The 17,197-nt window shown below is 46.9% G+C and carries 29 protein-coding genes; all 29 read right to left on the reverse strand.

Features of this window, described 5'->3' with window-relative positions:
* Positions 1–387: 387 nt before the first annotated feature.
* The 29 genes from ACFSDB_RS17625 to rplP all read right to left on the reverse strand — a co-directional run bounded on the left by ACFSDB_RS17625 (position 388) and on the right by rplP (position 17,197).
* Entirely contained in the window at positions 388–1,071 is a 684-nt protein-coding gene (locus tag ACFSDB_RS17625; protein ID WP_204893862.1) for a KinB-signaling pathway activation protein, read from the reverse strand.
* 162 nt (positions 1,072–1,233) lie between these two features.
* Entirely contained in the window at positions 1,234–2,298 is a 1,065-nt protein-coding gene (locus ACFSDB_RS17630; protein WP_204893863.1) for an Mrp/NBP35 family ATP-binding protein, read from the reverse strand.
* Positions 2,299–2,440: 142 nt separating this feature from the next.
* On the reverse strand, positions 2,441–2,833 hold the full coding sequence (rpsI, locus tag ACFSDB_RS17635; RefSeq protein WP_036803984.1) for a 30S ribosomal protein S9: 393 nt from the start codon (positions 2,831–2,833) through the stop codon (positions 2,441–2,443).
* Positions 2,834–2,862: 29 nt separating this feature from the next.
* Positions 2,863–3,300: a 50S ribosomal protein L13 gene (gene rplM / locus ACFSDB_RS17640; protein ID WP_204893864.1), complete on the reverse strand. Its 438-nt coding sequence runs from the start codon at positions 3,298–3,300 to the stop codon at positions 2,863–2,865.
* A 208-nt stretch (positions 3,301–3,508) separates the two neighbouring features.
* The gene (gene truA, locus ACFSDB_RS17645; protein ID WP_204893865.1) at positions 3,509–4,252 is read right to left on the reverse strand and encodes a tRNA pseudouridine(38-40) synthase TruA; all 744 of its coding nucleotides are present in this window, start codon (positions 4,250–4,252) and stop codon (positions 3,509–3,511) included.
* Between the two features lie 11 nt (positions 4,253–4,263).
* Complete coding sequence (locus tag ACFSDB_RS17650; RefSeq protein WP_204893866.1) at positions 4,264–5,061, reverse strand: energy-coupling factor transporter transmembrane component T family protein; 798 nt, start codon at positions 5,059–5,061, stop codon at positions 4,264–4,266.
* Complete coding sequence (locus ACFSDB_RS17655) at positions 5,058–5,930, reverse strand: energy-coupling factor ABC transporter ATP-binding protein (protein WP_204893867.1); 873 nt, start codon at positions 5,928–5,930, stop codon at positions 5,058–5,060. The genes ACFSDB_RS17650 and ACFSDB_RS17655 overlap by 4 nt, the downstream gene beginning before the upstream one ends.
* Complete coding sequence (locus tag ACFSDB_RS17660; RefSeq protein ID WP_204893868.1) at positions 5,906–6,754, reverse strand: energy-coupling factor ABC transporter ATP-binding protein; 849 nt, start codon at positions 6,752–6,754, stop codon at positions 5,906–5,908. The genes ACFSDB_RS17655 and ACFSDB_RS17660 overlap by 25 nt, the downstream gene beginning before the upstream one ends.
* A 331-nt stretch (positions 6,755–7,085) precedes the next feature.
* Positions 7,086–7,460 carry a 50S ribosomal protein L17 gene (rplQ, locus tag ACFSDB_RS17665; protein WP_204893869.1) on the reverse strand — a complete coding sequence of 125 codons (375 nt, stop codon included), beginning with the start codon at positions 7,458–7,460 and terminating at the stop codon, positions 7,086–7,088.
* A 46-nt stretch (positions 7,461–7,506) separates the two neighbouring features.
* Positions 7,507–8,451 carry a DNA-directed RNA polymerase subunit alpha gene (locus ACFSDB_RS17670; protein ID WP_377340821.1) on the reverse strand — a complete coding sequence of 315 codons (945 nt, stop codon included), beginning with the start codon at positions 8,449–8,451 and terminating at the stop codon, positions 7,507–7,509.
* Between the two features lie 128 nt (positions 8,452–8,579).
* A complete protein-coding gene (gene rpsK / locus ACFSDB_RS17675; protein ID WP_006828953.1) occupies positions 8,580–8,969 on the reverse strand; it encodes a 30S ribosomal protein S11 in 390 nt (129 codons plus the stop codon).
* Between the two features lie 25 nt (positions 8,970–8,994).
* On the reverse strand, positions 8,995–9,360 hold the full coding sequence (rpsM, locus tag ACFSDB_RS17680) for a 30S ribosomal protein S13 (protein WP_204893730.1): 366 nt from the start codon (positions 9,358–9,360) through the stop codon (positions 8,995–8,997).
* A 24-nt stretch (positions 9,361–9,384) separates the two neighbouring features.
* Positions 9,385–9,498: a 50S ribosomal protein L36 gene (rpmJ, locus tag ACFSDB_RS17685; protein ID WP_006828951.1), complete on the reverse strand. Its 114-nt coding sequence runs from the start codon at positions 9,496–9,498 to the stop codon at positions 9,385–9,387.
* A gap of 37 nt (positions 9,499–9,535) precedes the next feature.
* On the reverse strand, positions 9,536–9,754 hold the full coding sequence (infA, locus tag ACFSDB_RS17690; protein ID WP_006828950.1) for a translation initiation factor IF-1: 219 nt from the start codon (positions 9,752–9,754) through the stop codon (positions 9,536–9,538).
* Between the two features lie 399 nt (positions 9,755–10,153).
* The gene (locus ACFSDB_RS17695; protein ID WP_204893729.1) at positions 10,154–10,807 is read right to left on the reverse strand and encodes an adenylate kinase; all 654 of its coding nucleotides are present in this window, start codon (positions 10,805–10,807) and stop codon (positions 10,154–10,156) included.
* A gap of 60 nt (positions 10,808–10,867) precedes the next feature.
* A complete protein-coding gene (secY, locus tag ACFSDB_RS17700) occupies positions 10,868–12,163 on the reverse strand; it encodes a preprotein translocase subunit SecY (protein WP_204893728.1) in 1,296 nt (431 codons plus the stop codon).
* Entirely contained in the window at positions 12,163–12,603 is a 441-nt protein-coding gene (gene rplO / locus ACFSDB_RS17705; protein WP_204893727.1) for a 50S ribosomal protein L15, read from the reverse strand. Before rplO ends, secY begins: the two co-directional genes overlap by 1 nt.
* A 33-nt stretch (positions 12,604–12,636) precedes the next feature.
* Positions 12,637–12,819 (reverse strand): 50S ribosomal protein L30, encoded by a 183-nt coding sequence (gene rpmD / locus ACFSDB_RS17710; RefSeq protein WP_204893726.1) that lies wholly within the window; start codon positions 12,817–12,819, stop codon positions 12,637–12,639.
* Between the two features lie 14 nt (positions 12,820–12,833).
* Positions 12,834–13,334, reverse strand: a complete 501-nt coding sequence (gene rpsE / locus ACFSDB_RS17715; protein WP_135500642.1) for a 30S ribosomal protein S5 — start codon at positions 13,332–13,334, stop codon at positions 12,834–12,836.
* 20 nt (positions 13,335–13,354) lie between these two features.
* Positions 13,355–13,717, reverse strand: a complete 363-nt coding sequence (rplR, locus tag ACFSDB_RS17720; protein ID WP_204893725.1) for a 50S ribosomal protein L18 — start codon at positions 13,715–13,717, stop codon at positions 13,355–13,357.
* A gap of 33 nt (positions 13,718–13,750) precedes the next feature.
* A complete protein-coding gene (gene rplF, locus ACFSDB_RS17725) occupies positions 13,751–14,290 on the reverse strand; it encodes a 50S ribosomal protein L6 (RefSeq protein WP_204893724.1) in 540 nt (179 codons plus the stop codon).
* Between the two features lie 30 nt (positions 14,291–14,320).
* Positions 14,321–14,719, reverse strand: coding sequence for a 30S ribosomal protein S8 (gene rpsH / locus ACFSDB_RS17730; protein ID WP_006828942.1), 399 nt, complete (start codon positions 14,717–14,719; stop codon positions 14,321–14,323).
* A gap of 29 nt (positions 14,720–14,748) precedes the next feature.
* Complete coding sequence (gene rpsN / locus ACFSDB_RS17735) at positions 14,749–14,934, reverse strand: 30S ribosomal protein S14 (RefSeq protein ID WP_006828941.1); 186 nt, start codon at positions 14,932–14,934, stop codon at positions 14,749–14,751.
* Between the two features lie 19 nt (positions 14,935–14,953).
* Entirely contained in the window at positions 14,954–15,493 is a 540-nt protein-coding gene (rplE, locus tag ACFSDB_RS17740) for a 50S ribosomal protein L5 (RefSeq protein WP_204893723.1), read from the reverse strand.
* Between the two features lie 27 nt (positions 15,494–15,520).
* Complete coding sequence (gene rplX, locus ACFSDB_RS17745) at positions 15,521–15,832, reverse strand: 50S ribosomal protein L24 (protein WP_204893722.1); 312 nt, start codon at positions 15,830–15,832, stop codon at positions 15,521–15,523.
* A 35-nt stretch (positions 15,833–15,867) separates the two neighbouring features.
* Positions 15,868–16,236 carry a 50S ribosomal protein L14 gene (gene rplN, locus ACFSDB_RS17750; RefSeq protein ID WP_204893721.1) on the reverse strand — a complete coding sequence of 123 codons (369 nt, stop codon included), beginning with the start codon at positions 16,234–16,236 and terminating at the stop codon, positions 15,868–15,870.
* Between the two features lie 48 nt (positions 16,237–16,284).
* Positions 16,285–16,548, reverse strand: a complete 264-nt coding sequence (gene rpsQ / locus ACFSDB_RS17755) for a 30S ribosomal protein S17 (RefSeq protein WP_204893720.1) — start codon at positions 16,546–16,548, stop codon at positions 16,285–16,287.
* A gap of 24 nt (positions 16,549–16,572) precedes the next feature.
* The gene (rpmC, locus tag ACFSDB_RS17760; RefSeq protein WP_204893719.1) at positions 16,573–16,773 is read right to left on the reverse strand and encodes a 50S ribosomal protein L29; all 201 of its coding nucleotides are present in this window, start codon (positions 16,771–16,773) and stop codon (positions 16,573–16,575) included.
* On the reverse strand, positions 16,763–17,197 hold the full coding sequence (rplP, locus tag ACFSDB_RS17765) for a 50S ribosomal protein L16 (protein WP_052654124.1): 435 nt from the start codon (positions 17,195–17,197) through the stop codon (positions 16,763–16,765). The genes rpmC and rplP overlap by 11 nt, the downstream gene beginning before the upstream one ends.

Genomic DNA, 17,197 nt, shown 5'->3' on the forward strand with positions numbered 1-17,197 from the left:
GCAGAAATTTGTTTCGGCGTCGGAACGCCTCAACAATTTTTGTTGACGTTTTGCTGTTCAGTTTTCAAGGTTCATGTTGTGCGCCTTAGCTGTTTTTGTTTCGCGTTCTTGCTTGGCGACCTTTATTATATTAAAGCATGTTTATTCTTCTGTCAACACATTTGAAAAAGTTTTTTAAAATGATTCCCTTTCTTTTTCTCCTCCTCTTTCTGAAGCCTCCTTTCCTTGGTACAGCAAGGGTTCCAAGGCCCCGCTCCCCTTTCCCGCCTCCTTCTTTCCGTTGTTCTCTAATTTTTAATCGGATGAAAAATGAAAAGTTCCTGTAAAGAACTGAAAAAAATCCGCCCGGTTCTCTCGGAAAGAGGCCGGACGGATTTTCATTTCATCTTATTTTTTAGGAGCAGTCTCTGCTGCCATTTTACGGGCAGCTCTGCGCTCTTCAAGTTTCTGCCGGTCTTCGTCGGACTTCGCATTGTACTTCGGCAGCATCAATAGCTGATAAGCATTAACCGCCAAGAACGGGAATAGCAAAAGCGTCACCCAGCTGTCTACATTCCCTGCCTGGACCATCAACACGGGCAGCCACTCGAGTGTCGTCACGGCAATCATGAAGAACAGCGCTGAGATGAACGTCGATTTCGTCGTCCACTTCGCTTTGAAGTACGCCGTCACGATTGCTGAAGCAATGAGGATGGCCAAGAGCCCTGCGTAAAGCCAGCCTTGTGCAGCAGTCTCTGCATTCGGCATGAACCGGAAAACAATCAAATCAAAGATGACAACCGCAATGATCAGCAACTGCACCCAATTCCACAAAGTCAACGTCCGAAACATGTTGACCCCGAATTGATGGATCGTCAAGTATGCGAAAAAGCCCATTTGAGCGATTAGGCTCATCGTCATTCCGACCACTACCATCCAGACGAATCCTGCGAAGAATTCTCCCCATGCTCCCGCTGCGTAAGCAGGCGCAAACACATCATTCCACCGGATGAACAGGCCGAGAATCCCCGTGATGCCCCCCCCGATCAACATAGCATTTATAAAAAATTTAACCCAATTTCGTATCGTCACGTTAATGCCTCCATTGTTTAAAATCCTCTTAAAATTGTACCAACCCCCAACTAAAAAATCCATCAGGCGCGCCTCGAAGATGTAAAGAAACCATCGAACAAATGGCATTCTGTTCATAAATAGAAAAAACCTGAAAGCTGGGTCCAGCTTTCAGGCTCCGTCTCATTGTTTATTGGCAAACTGCTTTAAGATCTGGTTGGCAATATCTTCATAGATTTTCCCTGTCGGATGGTCTTCCAGGTAAACGGAAGGCGCAAAGTCCGCTTCGTTCCAGTCCGGCTGGCCTAATGGAATCTGGCCGAGCAATGGCGCTTGCAATTCTTCTGCCAGTTTCGGGCCGCCGCCCTGACCGAAGAGGTATTCCTTCTTGCCGGTCTCTTTGCTTTCGAACCAAGACATGTTTTCAATGACGCCCAGTACTTCATGGTTCGTCTGGATGGCCATCGCCCCGGCACGCGCTGCGACAAATGCGGCAGTCGGGTGCGGCGTCGTTACGACGATCTCTTTGGAAGCCGGAAGCATCTGGTGGATATCAAGTGCCACATCCCCTGTGCCTGGCGGCAAGTCCAAGAGCAGGTAATCCAGATCGCCCCATTCCACGTCGCGGAAGAACTGATCTAGAACCTTCCCAAGCATCGGACCACGCCACACAACCGGCATGTTATCTTCAACGAAGAAGCCCATCGAGATGACTTTTACGCCGAAACGTTCTACAGGAATGATGGTGTCGCCGCGTACAACTGGCGACTTGTCGATCCCCATCATGTCCGGCACGCTGAAGCCGTAGATGTCTGCGTCGATCAAGCCGACTTTTTTGCCGAGGCGGGCAAGTGCGACCGCCAAGTTGACGGAAACCGTCGATTTTCCGACGCCGCCTTTTCCGCTCGCGATTGAAATAAATTCCACTTTGTTGAGAGGAGACAAAAGATCCTGGGCTTCCGATTCGTTTGCCGTCCCACGGAAACTTGCCAGCGTTTCCGGCGGCAATTCTTCAAAACGGATGCCGACTGACCCAGCTCCCGCACCTTTCAAAATGTCTACCACTTTCATTTGCAGCTGCATCTGCTCAGGCGTATTCGTTTTTGCGATAGCCAGCTTGACGCTTACGTGGTTTTTCTCTTCCTTAATCGTTACGGAAGTGATGCCGTTCGTTTCAGCCAACGATCTATGTAAAAACGGGTCTTGTAACTCTCCAAGTAATTCGCGTACTTGTACTTCAGTTAACATATCGATACACTCCTTATCACTTTTGCTCACCGTACAGTATAACATAGCGCTATTCATTTTAAATCTATTCTGTCTTTTGGCAAAGCGCATGAAAAAAGCACTTTCCGAATCGCTTCGGAAAGTGCTTTTGGGTAATTTGAAATTAACGTTTTGAGAACTGTGGTGCACGACGAGCTGAACGAAGACCTGGTTTCTTACGCTCTTTCATACGTGGGTCACGAGTTAGCAATCCAGCTGATTTCAAAGCTGGGCGGAAAGCAGGATCTACAGTAAGTAGAGCGCGTGCAATTCCGTGGCGTACTGCTCCAGCTTGACCTGTGAAGCCGCCGCCTCTTACGTTTACAAGCACATCGTAGCTTCCAAGAGTTTCAGTAGCCACTAGTGGTTGTTTGATGATTTGCTCAAGTGTTTCGTATGGAACGTAATCCGATACGTCACGGTTGTTGATTGTAATTGTGCCGTCTCCTGGTACTAAACGTACGCGAGCTGTAGAGTTTTTACGGCGACCTGTACCAATATATTGAACTTGTGCCAAAGGTGTATCCTCCTCTTATTTACTAATGATTATCCGCGAAGTGTGTAAGCTTCTGGTTGTTGTGCTTGGTGGTTGTGCTCTGGTCCTGCGTAAACGTGCAATTTCTTGAACGTTTGACGGCCTAAGCTGTTTTTAGGAAGCATCCCTTTAATAGCCAATTCAAGCATTTTAGTCGGGTATTTAGTGCGCATTTCAAGAGCTGTGCGCTGCTTCAAACCGCCTGAGTATTGCGTGTGGCGGTAGTAGATTTTGTCTGACAATTTTTTACCAGTCAAGTGGATCTTGTCAGCGTTGATGATGATCACGTGATCACCTGTGTCAACGTTTGGTGTGAATGTTGGTTTGTATTTACCGCGTAGGATTGAAGCGACTTCAGAAGCTAAACGTCCAAGAGTTTGCCCTTCTGCATCGACAACCAACCATTTACGCTCGACTTCGTGACCTTTAGCCATGAATGTTGTACGCATGTATATTGTCCTCCTAAAATATCATCTCTGTTATTAATCATGTCCCAAGTTCCGTTGAAACATGTCCGTTGTTCCGTTTTTTCGTTATCCCTTAACACAAATAACCTTCCGGGGCATATCGTGGGGGTAATGAAAATACCATACATCATCTTATAATGAATGACGTGGAAAGTCAAGGGTTTTTCTAAAAACACCTGGAAAAGTTGCTTCAGTTCTCGTACTCCACATGTTCCAGGTACAATCCGTGGGCTGCCGCCGTTTTTCCGGCAGCTCCCCGGTCCGCGCTGCGGATGATTTCCCGCAGTTCAGCCGCCTCTCTCCGCCCTAGGCCGACTTCCATCAGTGTACCCGCGATGATCCGCACCATATTGTACAGGAACCCAGATCCTTCAATAACCATATGGAGCTCTTCCCCGTGTTCCTCGAAATCCAGGCGCCGGATCGTTCGGACTTTATCGACGACTCCGGTATTGGCAGCGCAGAAACTGGAGAAATCATGGGTGCCGATAAACGCGGCAGCCGCTTCCCGCATCTTGCCGACATCCGGCCGCTGCTTGGTATGGACCATCTGATGGCGGGTAAACGGACTGATGATCGGGCTGCGATCCCATTTATAGCGATAGGTCTTGCCTATCGTATGGTAGCGGGCATGGAACCCAGGCTCCGCTTCCGCTATCTCCAGCACCCGTATGTCTTCCGGCAGCAGGACATTCAATGCCTTCAGCCAGCCGCTCACCGGAATGGACAGCGGGGTGTCGAAATGGATCACTTGGCCAGTTGCATGCACTTTGGCGTCTGTCCGCCCGCTCGCGATCACTTGGATCACTTCGCCTTTATGGATATTCTGGAGCACCGCCATCAGCTCCTGCTGGACGGTGCGCGCTTCTGGCTGGATTTGGTAGCCCGCAAACCCGGACCCATCATAAGCGATTTTCGCTTTCATTCGTTTCATGCTTTCTCTCCTTATGTTCGGTAATACCAAAGCACGCCGGTCAAACCAGCCAATACCAAGATGCTCAAGGTATCAGCCCAGCGCCAGTCAAGCTGGCGGTAGCGGGTCCGGCCTTCTCCGCCGCGGTATCCGCGTACTTCCATTGCCGTCGCCAAATCTTCCGCCCGTTTAAAGGCGCTGACAAACAGCGGAATGAGCAGCGGCACGACCGCTTTGATGCGTTCTTTCACCGGACCTGAGCCGATATCGGACCCTCTGGCCATCTGCGCTTTCATGATTTTGCCGGTCTCATCCATCAATGTCGGGATGAAACGCAGCGAAATCGACATCATCAATGCCAGTTCATGGACAGGCAGCTTGACGCGCTTGAAAGGTCCAAGCAGCGTCTCAATGCCATCCGTGATGGAAATCGGCGAAGTGGTCAATGTCAGGATGCTCGTGATGAACACTAATACCAAAAAGCGGATCGACAGGAAAATCCCTTGCCGCAGCCCTTCTTCATAAATATCCACAAAGCCGATACTGAAAAGCAGCTGGCCCCCTTGCGTAAAGAAGAGGTGCAGGAGGAAGGTAAAAATCAATAGGATAAAGACCGGTTTCAATCCATTCACCAGGAAATACAGACGGATTTTCGACAGGAAAATCACGCCAAAGGTAAATGCCAGCAAAATGCCGTAGGTCAGCGCATTGTTCGCCACAAAGACAATGGCGATAAAAAGGAACACGAACAGAATCTTCGCCCGCGGATCCAGCCGGTGGATTAGGGAATCACCGGGAATATACCGGCCAAAAATCATCTTCTCCATCATTCGGAATCACGCCCTTCCCCGAGCGCCACGGCGATATTTTTTGCCAGCGCTTCTTCCGTCAAGGAAATGCCGTCCATTTGGATACCCATCTTTTCTTCGAACTGCCGCTGCAGTCGCACTGTGCGCGGAGGCTCCAAGCGGTAATCAAGCAATTGCTCTTCATTGGCAAAAATGTCTTTCGGCTCTCCAGTAACGACGCATTTCCCGCCGTGCATGATGGCGATCCGGTCGGCGTAGCGTGCCGCATCTTCCATGCTATGGGTCACCAGCACCGTGGTCAGCCCTTTTTCCACATGCAGTTTATGGAACAAGTCCATGATTTCCCGGCGCCCTCTCGGATCAAGGCCGGCCGTCGGTTCATCAAGCACCAGCACACTCGGGTCCATCGCCAGTACGCCGGCAATTGCCACACGGCGCATTTGGCCGCCCGATAGATCGAATGGCGATTTCTCCAGTACTTCCGGCGGCAAGCCAAGGAGCGAAACAAGTTCATGCGCCCTGCGGCTTGCTTCCTCTTCCGGCACACCGAAATTCAACGGACCGAACATGATGTCTTTCAGGACCGTCTCATCAAACAGCTGCTGTTCCGGAAACTGGAATACGATGCCGACTTGTCTGCGGATTTCCCGGAGGTTTTTCGCTTTGGTCCCCGCTTCAATTTTGCGGTCGCCGATGATGACAGCGCCTTCGGTGGGTGCCAAAAGGGCGTTCAAATGCTGCAGGACAGTCGATTTCCCGGAACCGGTATGCCCGATAATCGCCGTGTAGGACCCTGAAGGGATGTGCAAGTTGACGTGCTGCAGCGCCCTTTTTTCAAACGGCGTATTTTGCGCGTAACTGTATCCTACTTCCTGTAGTAGAATTTCCATAATTCATCCACCAACTTATCTTCTGTCATATGTTCTCCATTTGTCTGGACGCCTGCTTCTTCGAGCAGATGCGACATGCGCATGGCAAAGGGCAGATCCAGCCCCAGCCTTACCAGCTCGCTTCCGGACCGGAAGACTTGCTGAGGGGTCCCTTCCATCTGTTTATGCCCTTGGTTCATAACGATCATCCGGTCTGCAAGGGCCGCTTCTTCCAGATCGTGCGTAATCGAGATGACGGTCAAACCCGTCGCTTCCCGGAGCTCCTGGATCGTCTCAATCACTTCCATGCGCCCTTGCGGATCAAGCATGGATGTAGCTTCGTCCAGTATTAAAAGACGCGGGCGCAAAGCCAATGCGCCGGCAATGGCCACCCGCTGCTTTTGGCCGCCGGATAAATGATGCGGTTCATGGTCCATGTAATCGTCCATCTTCACTTGGCGCAAGGATTCTTTCACCCGAATGACCATTTCTGCGTGCGGAACCCCGTTGTTCTCAAGGGCAAAAGCTACATCGTCCTGGACGGTTGCCCCGACAAATTGGTTATCAGGATTCTGGAACACCATCCCCATCTGTGAACGGATATCCCATAAATTTTCCTCCGACATGTGTTGGCCCAATGCAGAAACCTGTCCGGCCGCCGGAAACAGCAAGCCGTTCATCAATTTCGCAATCGTCGACTTGCCGGATCCGTTATGGCCGACAAGCGCAATCCATTCCCCTTCGCTGATGGCAAAAGAAAGGTCTGCAACGGCAGGCCGTACGGTTTTGTCTTCTGGTGCATATGTAAATGTCACATTGTCAAATGACATAATAATCGAAGTCATCTCAGCTAACCTCCTCTGATTCCTGTCTCTTCTCTACTCTACTCGGTTCCATAAGCCTCTGTAAAACCTTTTGGAAATAAAAAAGCGCGCACCTCATTCAGAGAAATGCGCTTTTCTGTCTCTATGGCGCCCCGATTGCTTAAGCCGGGGTTGAATGAGGTGCGTAGAGCTAGACAAGACGCCGCCGGTTAAGGCTCGCTCATCGTAACGCTCAGCTTTTCTTAAGTGTCGTATAAATCATAATGCTAAAAGAAGAGGGTATGAACCCTCTCCAATTAAATCAATTGTGCTTCGGCATGATTGCGTCAGCCTTTGAATCTACTGATTCAAATTAAACCAATTCGATAATTACCATTGGTGCGCCATCTCCGCGACGAGGCCCCATTTTCATGATGCGCGTGTAACCGCCTTGGCGTTCAGCGTAGCGTGGAGCAACATCATCAAACAATTTCTGCAAAGCATAAGTTGTTGTTTCGTTGCCTTCAGCGTCTGCAGTTGTTACCAACTCACGGCGCATCCATGCTGCTGCTTTACGGCGAGCGTGAAGATCTCCGCGCTTACCAAGCGTAATCATTTTTTCTACAGTCGAACGCACTTCTTTCGCACGAGCTTCGGTCGTTTGAATGCGTTCATGAACGATTAAGTCTGTTGTAAGGTCACGCAATAGCGCTTTACGTTGAGAACTTGTACGTTGTAGCTTTCTCATTGAAGTTTCCCTCCTTTGTTAAATAGTACGGATCCGATTGTTGGAATCAGTCTTCTTTACGAAGTCCAAGTCCTAAATCTTCCAACTTTACTTTCACTTCTTCAAGTGATTTGCGTCCAAGGTTGCGCACTTTCATCATGTCGTCTTCCGACTTGCTTGCCAGTTCGTGCACCGTGTTGATACCCGCACGCTTCAAGCAGTTGTAAGAACGGACCGAAAGATCAAGTTCTTCGATAGTCATCTCTAATACTTTTTCTTTTTGGTCTTCTTCTTTTTCAACCATGATTTCAGCCGTTTGAGCCTCATCTGTCAAACCAACGAAGATATTTAAATGCTCAGTAAAGATTTTTGCACCAAGTGCAATCGCTTCTTTGGGTCCAATGCTGCCATCTGTCCATACATCAAGCGTCAATTTATCAAAATTAGCGAGTTGTCCTACCCGTGTGTTCTCCACTTGGAAGTTTACGCGGGATACTGGTGTGTAAATAGAGTCAATCGGGATAACGCCGATCGGAAGATCTTCACGTTTGTTCTGATCTGCACGGGCATATCCACGGCCTCGGTTCGCATACATGCGCATACGCAGGTGGCCGTCTTTCGCGATTGTTGCAATATATAGATCCGGATTCAGAATTTCCACGTCACTGTCGTGCGTGATATCTGCAGCCGTAACCGTTCCATCACCTTTTACATCAATTTCAATGACTTTTTCTTCGTCAGAGTAAATTTTCAGTGCCAGTTTCTTAATATTCAAGATGATTGATGCCACATCTTCTTCTACACCTTCAACAGTGGAGAATTCGTGAAGCACACCGTCAATTTGAATCGAAGTAACAGCAGCGCCTGGTAAAGATGAAAGTAAGATTCGACGTAAGGAGTTTCCTAAAGTGGTTCCATATCCACGCTCAAGCGGTTCGACAACAAATTTGCCGTATTTGGCAGAATTGTCGAGCTCGATCGTTTCAATTTTCGGTTTTTCTATTTCGAGCATTCATTTTACCCTCCTTCAGAACGTCGGTGTTTTCGTTTCATCAAGAATTCGATAGTCACAGACTTTCGCAACGATTCGGAACACATTCAGTAAGTCGTGATGTTCAAAAATCCTATTCAGATTAACGATTATACGCGACGGCGTTTTGGCGGGCGGCAACCGTTGTGAGGAACTGGAGTTACGTCTTTGATAGCTGTAACTTCTAGACCGGCAGCTTGAAGCGCACGGATAGCAGCCTCACGACCTGAACCAGGACCTTTAACTGTTACTTCCAAAGTTTTAAGACCGTGTTCGATCGACGTTTTAGCAGCAGTTTCTGCAGCCATCTGAGCAGCGAAAGGCGTAGATTTACGTGAACCTCTAAATCCTAGAGCACCAGCGCTTGACCATGATACTGCGTTACCTTGCATATCTGTAATCGTAACGATTGTGTTGTTGAATGTTGAGCGGATGTGAGCAATACCGGATTCGATATTCTTTTTCACACGACGCTTACGAGTTTGTTGTTTACGTGCCATGTTAAGAAGATACCTCCTTTACTGATTATTTTTTCTTGTTAGCTACAGTTTTACGAGGACCTTTACGCGTACGCGCATTGTTCTTCGTATTTTGTCCGCGTACAGGAAGTCCGCGGCGGTGGCGAATACCTCGGAAGCTAGCGATTTCCATCAAGCGTTTGATGTTCATCGATACTTCACGGCGAAGGTCACCTTCAATTTTGTATTGATCCAATTGTTCACGGATATTGTTCAACTCGTCTTCAGTAAGATCGCGGACGCGTGTATCTTCAGAGATACCAGCAGAAGCAAGAACTTTCTGAGCAGTAGTTTTACCAACACCGAAAATGTATGTTAATGAAATAACAACGCGTTTGTCGCGCGGAATGTCAACACCAGCAATACGTGCCATGTGTGTGATGCACCTCCTTCTTTATTAGCCTTGTCTTTGTTTGTGTTTCGGATTTTCACAGATTACCATTACTTTACCGTTTCTGCGAATAACTTTACATTTTTCGCAGATCGGTTTCACAGATGGTCTCACTTTCATCTAACCCAACCTCCTTAGTAGTCCGGAGTGCAAAAGATTATTTAAAACGGTATGTGATGCGACCGCGTGTTAAATCGTAAGGAGAAAGTTCCACTGTTACTTTATCCCCCGGCAGAATGCGGATGAAGTGCATGCGGATCTTGCCGGATACATGCGCAAGAATCGTATGGCCGTTCTCCAGTTCCACTTTAAACATCGCGTTAGGCAAAGTCTCAACGACTGTTCCTTCGATTTCAATTACATCGTCTTTCGCCATCGACCCAGTCTCCCTTCTGTATACAAATCAGGTTCCCATCTTCAAACAGTATTTGCTGATTGAATAATTCAATTCATTCACCAGGAATGCATGAGTGACATTCGAAAGACAGTCTCCGAGTTCCACTGCCCGCAAATTGCGGAGAGGGGGTAATCCGGTTCATACAGTCTGACTCATGTTTCCTCGACCGTCCGGACTGCCTTGGATGAGTTCCAAACCCGTTACACAGATGCTTCCACGAAACCCATTATACTATTTCCAGTGCACAATTGCACATTGCGAACCCTGCACCGGACTTCATATAAGGAGCCTTGTTTGCTTTTGCAGCTCTCGAAAATTCATATCTCCGGTGCTCCTTAAAGCCACATGGAGGCAACTAACTGCGCCCGGCGCCGGGACTTAACCTCGGTCGCCCTTTAGAAGAGCATCAATGTCAGCAAATACTTTTTGAATATCCTGCTGTCCATTTATATTTTTCAGCACACCATTGTTTCCGTAGAAATCAAGCAGCGGCTGTGTTTGTTGAATGTTAACTTCTAAGCGTTTAGTGACGGTTTCAGGCTTATCATCTTCACGTTGGTAGAGTTCTCCGCCATCTTTGTCGCAAACTCCCTCAACTTGAGGAGGATTGAACACAGTATGGTAAGCAGTTCCACAAACTTTACAGATCCATCGGCCTGTTAAACGTGCAATTAGTTCGTCTTGTTCAACTTGGATGTTTACGACATGCTCGATTCTTTTGCCGAGGTCGGCAAGAAGAGATTCCAGCGCTTCAGCTTGTGGGACTGTACGTGGAAAGCCATCCAACAGGAAGCCTTCTTCACAATCCGCTGCGCTAAGACGCTCACGGACGATACCGATAGTCACTTCATCAGGCACGAGTGCCCCTTGATCCATGAACGATTTTGCTTTCAAGCCTAGTTCCGTTCCGCCTTTGATGGCTGCCCGGAACATATCACCTGTAGAAATATGAGGGATGTCGTACTTCTCAACAATTTTATCTGCTTGAGTGCCTTTACCGGCACCTGGCAGACCCATTAATACGATATTCATACGGTTTGCCCCCTCAGACAAGCGGACAAGGAACGCCAAAACGCTCCCTGGTGCCCTTGATTATTTCATAAAGCCTTTGTAATGACGTTTAACAAGCTGAGATTCCAACTGTTTCATCGTTTCCAATGCTACCCCTACCACGATCAATAAACTTGTACCGCCGATTTGGGCCGATTGTGGCAAGCCCATCAAGTTGGTGAAGAAAATTGGCATTACCGAAATAACGGATAGGAAGATTGCACCGACAAACGTCAAACGGTACAGAACACTTGTTAAATAGTCTTGCGTATTTTTACCCGGACGGATTCCTGGAATATAAGCACCTTGCTTCTTCAGGTTGTCCGACATGTTTTCAGGGTTAACCTGAATGAATGCATAGAAGTACGTGAATGCCACGATCAAAGCGATATAAATGATCATACCGACAGGGCGCGTGTAATCAAACGTATTCTGGATTGCATCTGTAACAGCGTTCGCTCCGAAGAATGAAGCAATGGTTTGCGGCGTAATGATGAACGCCACTGCAAAGATTACCGGGATAACTCCGGCCGCGTTCACTTTCAAAGGTAAATGCGTTTGTTGTGCACTTGTTGTCTGGCCGCGGCCAGCAACGCGTTTTGCATACTGGATCGGAATCTTGCGCAGCGCTTGCTGAACATAGATGACCAATACAGTAACAGCAACGACTGCTAATGCCAGCAAAGCCATTAAGGCAATGTTGATCGCGAGCTGATCTCCAGCTCCTTCGATCTGCTGAGCATACAATTGGTTAACAGCTCCAGGTATTGCAGCGACAATCCCAGCGAAGATGATAATCGAAATACCGTTCCCCACACCTTTTGCCGTAATCTGCTCACCAAGCCACAGTAGAAATGCTGTACCGCCGGTCAAGACGATCGCGATGACAACATACGTTGAAATCGAGTTGTTCTGAATCAAAGATCCGCCATAAATCTGGTTGAATCCGTAAGACATACCAATCGCTTGGATAAAGGCAAGTACAATTGTGAAGTAGCGAGTGAATTGCGCAAGTTTCCGTCTTCCGACTTCTCCTTGTTTCGCCCACTCTGCAAATTTCGGTACAACATCCATCTGCAATAATTGCACGATGATCGATGCTGTAATGTAAGGCATGATTCCCATCGCTAAAATCGAGAAGTTAGCTAGGGCACCTCCACCGAAAGTATTTAAGAATCCGATCAAGCCAGCCTGATCGGTAGCTTGCAGTACATCCGCATCAACATTCGGTACCGGAATGAAAGTTCCGATACGGAAAATGATGAGCATCAGTAATGTAAAGATGATTTTATTTCGAATATCAGTCACGCGCATAAAATTGGAGATTGTCTGAAACATTAAAGCACCTCAGTTTGTCCGCCGGCAGCTTCGATTGCTTCTTTAGCTGTTCCAGAGAATTTGTGAGCTTTAACTGTCAATTTTTTCTCTAAGTTACCGTTGCCCAGAATCTTGATTCCAGAACGTTCGTTGCTCACAACACCTGATTCGATAAGCAATGCAGGTGTAATTTCTGTGCCTTCGTCGAAACGGTTCAATACGTCAAGGTTCACAATAGCGTAGTCTTTACGGTTAATGTTCGTAAATCCACGTTTCGGCAAACGACGGAACAATGGGTTTTGTCCACCCTCGAATCCAGGACGAACTCCGCCGCCTGAACGTGCGTTTTGACCTTTGTGGCCTTTACCTGCTGTTTTACCAGTACCTGAACCGATACCGCGTCCGATACGCTTTCTAGAACTGCGTGAACCTTCTGCTGGTTTTAATTCATGAAGTTTCATGTGGTTGGCACCTCCTTCTATAGAAATCAGGGATTAAACTTCTTTGATAGTTACTAAGTGAGCGACTTTGTCAATCATACCGCGAACGGCTGCATTGTCTTGGTGCGCTACTGTCTGATGCATTTTGCGCAAGCCTAGGGCTTGTACAGTTTTACGTTGTGCCGGCTTAGCGCCGATCACTGATTTTGTGAGGGTAATTTCTAGTTTAGTAGCCATGTAATTTTCCCTCCTTATCCTAATAGCTCTTCTGTAGTTTTGCCGCGAAGTTTTGCAACTTGGTCAGCGCTCTTCAGTTGAGTTAAACCGTTGATAGTTGCACGAACCATGTTGATTGGTGTGTTTGAACCTAGAGATTTAGACAAGATGTCTTGTACTCCTGCAAGTTCAAGTACCGCACGCACAGGTCCGCCGGCAATAACACCAGTACCCGGAGAAGCCGGTTTGATAAGAATTTGGCCAGCACCGAAGCGGCCGATTACTAAGTGTGGAGTTGTGCCTTTAACCATTGGCACTTCGATCAAGTTTTTCTTCGCATCTTCAATAGCTTTACGGATAGCATCTGGAACTTCTTGAGCTTTCCCAGTGCCAAAACCGACATTACCATTTTTGTCGCCTACAACAACTAATGCGGAGAAACGGAAACGACGTCCACCTTTTACAACTTTCGCTACGCGGTTAATCGTAACTACGCGTTCTTCAAGTTCAAGTTTGTTTGGATCAATACGACGCATGAAATGTGTCCCTCCTTCTTTTAAAATTGTAAACCATTTTCACGTGCTGCTTCTGCTAAAGCTTTGACACGTCCGTGATACAAATAACCACCGCGGTCAAAAACAATCGATGTCAATCCTTGTTCTACAGCGCGTTTAGCGATAGTTTCGCCAACTTTTGCCGCAGCTTCAAGATTTCCTTTAGAACTTCCTTCGAAATCCTTATCCATTGATGATGCACTAGCGAGTGTTACGCCGTTTGTATCGTCGATCAATTGAGCGTAAATATATTTATTTGAACGGAATACGTTTAAACGCGGGCGAGTTGCTGTACCCGTGATTTTAGAACGTACACGAGCATGGCGCTTTTTACGAGATGCGTTTTTGTCGAGTTTCGTAATCACTGAGGTCACTCCTTTCATCCTGCCTAAGCAGCATTATTTACCTGTTTTACCTTCTTTGCGGCGAACTTTTTCACCTTCATAGCGGATACCTTTGCCTTTATACGGCTCTGGCGGACGCACTTGGCGAATGTTAGAAGCTAGAGCTCCAACGCGTTCTTTGTCGATCCCTTTAACGATTACTCGTGTGTTGGCTGGAACTTCAACTGTAAGTCCTTCTTCCGGAGTGAATTCCACCGGGTGAGAGTAGCCTACGTTAAGAACCAATTTGTTGCCTTGAAGCTGAGCACGGTATCCAACCCCGACCAATTCAAGCACGCGCTCGAATCCTTGTGAAGTTCCAAGTACCATGTTCGCAAGCAAAGCACGAGTAGTACCGTGGATTGTGCGGTGTTCTTTCGACTCAGAAGGACGTGTCAATGTTAGCACGTTGTCTTCAAGAGCGATGTTGATATCTTTGTTAAATGTGCGAGTCATCTCGCCTTTAGGGCCTTTAACAGTTACTACGTTGCCTTCAGCGACAGTTACAGTAACGTCAGCAGGCACCTCGATTGGTTTTTTACCTACACGTGACATTTCTTTGCACCTCCATTCGTTTGTTGCTTATTACCAAACGTATGCTATGATTTCTCCGCCGATTTGTTTCGCGCGGGCTTCTTTATCAGTTACCAAACCTTGTGATGTCGATACCAAAGCGATTCCAAGACCGTTTAGTACACGAGGCACCTCATTAGTTTTAGCGTAAACACGTAGTCCTGGTTTTGAAATACGTTTCAAGCCAGTAATAACGCGTTCGTTGTTTGCTCCGTATTTCAAGAAAATCCGGATCATGCCTTGCTTGTCATCTTCTACATATTCTACGTCACGGACGAAACCTTCACGCTTCAAAATTTCAGCGATGTCTTTTTTCACATTAGAAGCCGGAAGCTCTAATTTCTCGTGACGAACCATGTTTGCATTACGAATGCGTGTCAGCATATCTGCAATCGGATCTGTCATTGTCATTACATTTACCTCCTTCCCAAATTAGGGGATTACCAGCTGGCTTTTTTGACGCCAGGAATTTGTCCCACATATGCAAGTTCACGGAAACAAATACGGCAAAGTTTAAATTTGCGTAATACTGAATGCGGACGTCCGCATCGTTCACAGCGTGTGTACTCTTGTACTTTAAACTTTGGCGTGCGTTTTTGTTTTGCGATCATAGATTTTTTAGCCACGTTTACGCCTCCCTCACGTTTACTTTTGGAACGGCATTCCGAATTGTGTTAGTAACTCACGAGCTTCTTCATCAGAGTTCGCAGTTGTTACAATTACGATGTCCATACCGCGTACTTTGGAAACTTTATCATAATCGATTTCAGGGAAGATCAATTGTTCTTTCACACCTAATGTGTAGTTGCCGCGTCCGTCGAAAGATTTTTTCGATACGCCGCGGAAGTCACGCACACGTGGAAGTGAGATAGCAATCAATTTATCCAGGAAGTCATACATACGCTCTCCGCGTAGTGTTACTTTAGCGCCGATTGGCATACCTTCACGAAGACGGAAGCCAGCGATAGATTTCTTAGCTTTAGTGATAACTGGTTTTTGGCCAGCGATTGTAGTTAATTCTTCAACAGCTGAGTCCAGGGACTTAGTGTTTTGAACAGCTTCGCCTACACCCATGTTGATGACGATCTTGTCGACTTTAGGCACTTGCATTACTGATTTATATTCAAACTTGCTCACTAGAGCAGGAGTGATTTCATTCACATATTTTTCTTTTAGGCGGTTCATGTGTGTACCTCCCTTCATTCAGGAATTTTATTTATCTATCTGTTCACCGGATTTTTTTGCAACACGAACTTTTTTACCATCTACTACCTTGTATCCTACACGAGTCGGCTCGCCGGATTTAGGGTCGATCAACATTACGTTAGAAACGTGAATCGCTGCTTCTTGGCTGACAATTCCACCTTGTGGGTTTGCCTGGTTCGGTTTTGTATGCTTTTTGATGATGTTGACACCTTCAACAAGCACACGGTCTTTCTTAGGAAGAGCAGTCAAAACAACACCTGTTTTGCCTTTGTCCTTGCCTGAGATCACCTTAACTGTATCACCTTTTTTAACATGCATTCTGTCGCACCTCCTTGGTATCGCACATTGATTTATTAAAGAACTTCAGGAGCAAGTGAAACGATTTTCATGAAGTTGTTGTCGCGAAGTTCGCGTGCAACTGGTCCGAAGATACGTGTTCCACGTGGACCTTTATCGTCACGAATGATAACACATGCATTTTCATCAAACTTGATATAAGTACCATCTTTGCGGCGAGCTCCGCTTTTCGTGCGAACGATGACAGCCTTGACGACTTCACCCTTCTTAACAACGCCACCTGGTGTTGCTTTTTTCACGGTACAAACGATTACGTCACCGATGTTTGCAGTCTTGCGACCAGAACCACCAAGTACTTTAATCGCTAGTACTTCACGAGCACCCGAGTTGTCTGCAACTTTTAAACGAGTTTCCTGTTGGATCACTTAGGTTACCTCCCTCCGGAATTTCTTACGTTCCGAAATTAATTTAAATTAGATAATAACCGCTTTTTCTACAACTTCCACCAAACGGAAACGTTTTGTAGCTGATAGCGGACGAGTTTCCATGATGCGAACGATGTCGCCCATTTTAGCTTCGTTTTGCTCGTCATGAGCTTTGAATTTCTTAGAGTATTTTACACGTTTGCCATAAAGTGCGTGCTTCTTTTGAGTTTCAACCATTACTGTAACGGTTTTGTCCATTTTGTCAGACACAACACGGCCTGTGTATACTTTGCGTTGGTTACGCTCAGTCATACTTGCAAACCTCCTCTCGAATTATCAGTTGTTTCCACTGATTTCTCTTTCATGAATCACAGTTTTCATACGGGCAATCGCTTTACGTACTTCGCGGATGCGAGCAGTGTTTTCTAATTGACCAGTAGCCAATTGGAAGCGAAGGTTGAAAAGCTCTTCTTTCAGTGATTTCACTTTTTGTTCGATTTCAGCAGTGGTTAAGTCACGGATTTCTTTAGCTTTCATTCGATTCACCACCAATTTCTTCGCGTTTTACGAACTTCGTTTTGATCGGAAGTTTGTGAGATGCAAGGCGCAATGCTTCGCGTGCCACTTCTTCAGATACTCCTGCAAGTTCAAACATAATTTTACCTGTTTTAACAACCGCTACCCAGCCTTCAGGCGAACCTTTACCGGATCCCATACGTACCTCAAGAGGCTTTTTCGTATAAGGTTTATGCGGGAAAATTTTAATCCATACTTTACCGCCACGTTTCATGTAGCGAGTCATGGAAATACGTGCAGCTTCGATTTGGCGGTTAGTGATCCAAGATGATTCCAAAGCCTGGAGACCAAATTCACCGAATGCGATTTCTTTGCCGCCTTTAGCTTCTCCGCGCATCTTTCCGCGGTGCTCACGACGATATTTAACGCGTTTAGGCATTAACAT

The sequence above is a fragment of the Planococcus chinensis genome (genome assembly GCF_042681545.1).
Lineage (GTDB): Bacteria > Bacillota > Bacilli > Bacillales_A > Planococcaceae > Planococcus > Planococcus chinensis.

What these genes read in the sequence shown, in the direction of transcription:
- rplP (WP_052654124.1), bottom strand. Translation starts at nt 17,197, where the DNA reads ATGTTAATGCCTAAACGCGTTAAATATCGTCGTGAGCACCGCGGAAAG.
- rpsK (WP_006828953.1), bottom strand. Translation starts at nt 8,969, where the DNA reads ATGGCACGTAAACAACAAACTCGTAAGCGTCGTGTGAAAAAGAATATC.
- ACFSDB_RS17695 (WP_204893729.1), bottom strand. Translation starts at nt 10,807, where the DNA reads ATGAATATCGTATTAATGGGTCTGCCAGGTGCCGGTAAAGGCACTCAA.
- ACFSDB_RS17650 (WP_204893866.1), bottom strand. Translation starts at nt 5,061, where the DNA reads ATGATGGAGAAGATGATTTTTGGCCGGTATATTCCCGGTGATTCCCTA.
- rpsE (WP_135500642.1), bottom strand. Translation starts at nt 13,334, where the DNA reads ATGCGTCGTATTGATCCAAACAAACTTGAACTTGAAGAACGCGTAGTT.
- secY (WP_204893728.1), bottom strand. Translation starts at nt 12,163, where the DNA reads ATGTTTCAGACAATCTCCAATTTTATGCGCGTGACTGATATTCGAAAT.
- ACFSDB_RS17660 (WP_204893868.1), bottom strand. Translation starts at nt 6,754, where the DNA reads ATGACTTCGATTATTATGTCATTTGACAATGTGACATTTACATATGCA.
- rplO (WP_204893727.1), bottom strand. Translation starts at nt 12,603, where the DNA reads ATGAAACTTCATGAATTAAAACCAGCAGAAGGTTCACGCAGTTCTAGA.
- truA (WP_204893865.1), bottom strand. Translation starts at nt 4,252, where the DNA reads ATGAAACGAATGAAAGCGAAAATCGCTTATGATGGGTCCGGGTTTGCG.
- rpmJ (WP_006828951.1), bottom strand. Translation starts at nt 9,498, where the DNA reads ATGAAAGTGAGACCATCTGTGAAACCGATCTGCGAAAAATGTAAAGTT.
- ACFSDB_RS17630 (WP_204893863.1), bottom strand. Translation starts at nt 2,298, where the DNA reads ATGTTAACTGAAGTACAAGTACGCGAATTACTTGGAGAGTTACAAGAC.
- rplE (WP_204893723.1), bottom strand. Translation starts at nt 15,493, where the DNA reads ATGAACCGCCTAAAAGAAAAATATGTGAATGAAATCACTCCTGCTCTA.
- ACFSDB_RS17655 (WP_204893867.1), bottom strand. Translation starts at nt 5,930, where the DNA reads ATGGAAATTCTACTACAGGAAGTAGGATACAGTTACGCGCAAAATACG.
- rplX (WP_204893722.1), bottom strand. Translation starts at nt 15,832, where the DNA reads ATGCATGTTAAAAAAGGTGATACAGTTAAGGTGATCTCAGGCAAGGAC.
- rplM (WP_204893864.1), bottom strand. Translation starts at nt 3,300, where the DNA reads ATGCGTACAACATTCATGGCTAAAGGTCACGAAGTCGAGCGTAAATGG.
- rplQ (WP_204893869.1), bottom strand. Translation starts at nt 7,460, where the DNA reads ATGAGAAAGCTACAACGTACAAGTTCTCAACGTAAAGCGCTATTGCGT.
- infA (WP_006828950.1), bottom strand. Translation starts at nt 9,754, where the DNA reads ATGGCGAAAGACGATGTAATTGAAATCGAAGGAACAGTCGTTGAGACT.
- rpsH (WP_006828942.1), bottom strand. Translation starts at nt 14,719, where the DNA reads ATGACAATGACAGATCCGATTGCAGATATGCTGACACGCATTCGTAAT.
- rpsQ (WP_204893720.1), bottom strand. Translation starts at nt 16,548, where the DNA reads ATGACTGAGCGTAACCAACGCAAAGTATACACAGGCCGTGTTGTGTCT.
- rpsM (WP_204893730.1), bottom strand. Translation starts at nt 9,360, where the DNA reads ATGGCACGTATTGCTGGTGTTGACATTCCGCGCGACAAACGCGTTGTT.
- rpmC (WP_204893719.1), bottom strand. Translation starts at nt 16,773, where the DNA reads ATGAAAGCTAAAGAAATCCGTGACTTAACCACTGCTGAAATCGAACAA.
- rplF (WP_204893724.1), bottom strand. Translation starts at nt 14,290, where the DNA reads ATGTCACGTGTAGGTAAAAAACCAATCGAGGTGCCTGCTGACGTTACT.
- rpmD (WP_204893726.1), bottom strand. Translation starts at nt 12,819, where the DNA reads ATGGCTACTAAACTAGAAATTACCCTCACAAAATCAGTGATCGGCGCT.
- ACFSDB_RS17670 (WP_377340821.1), bottom strand. Translation starts at nt 8,451, where the DNA reads ATGCTCGAAATAGAAAAACCGAAAATTGAAACGATCGAGCTCGACAAT.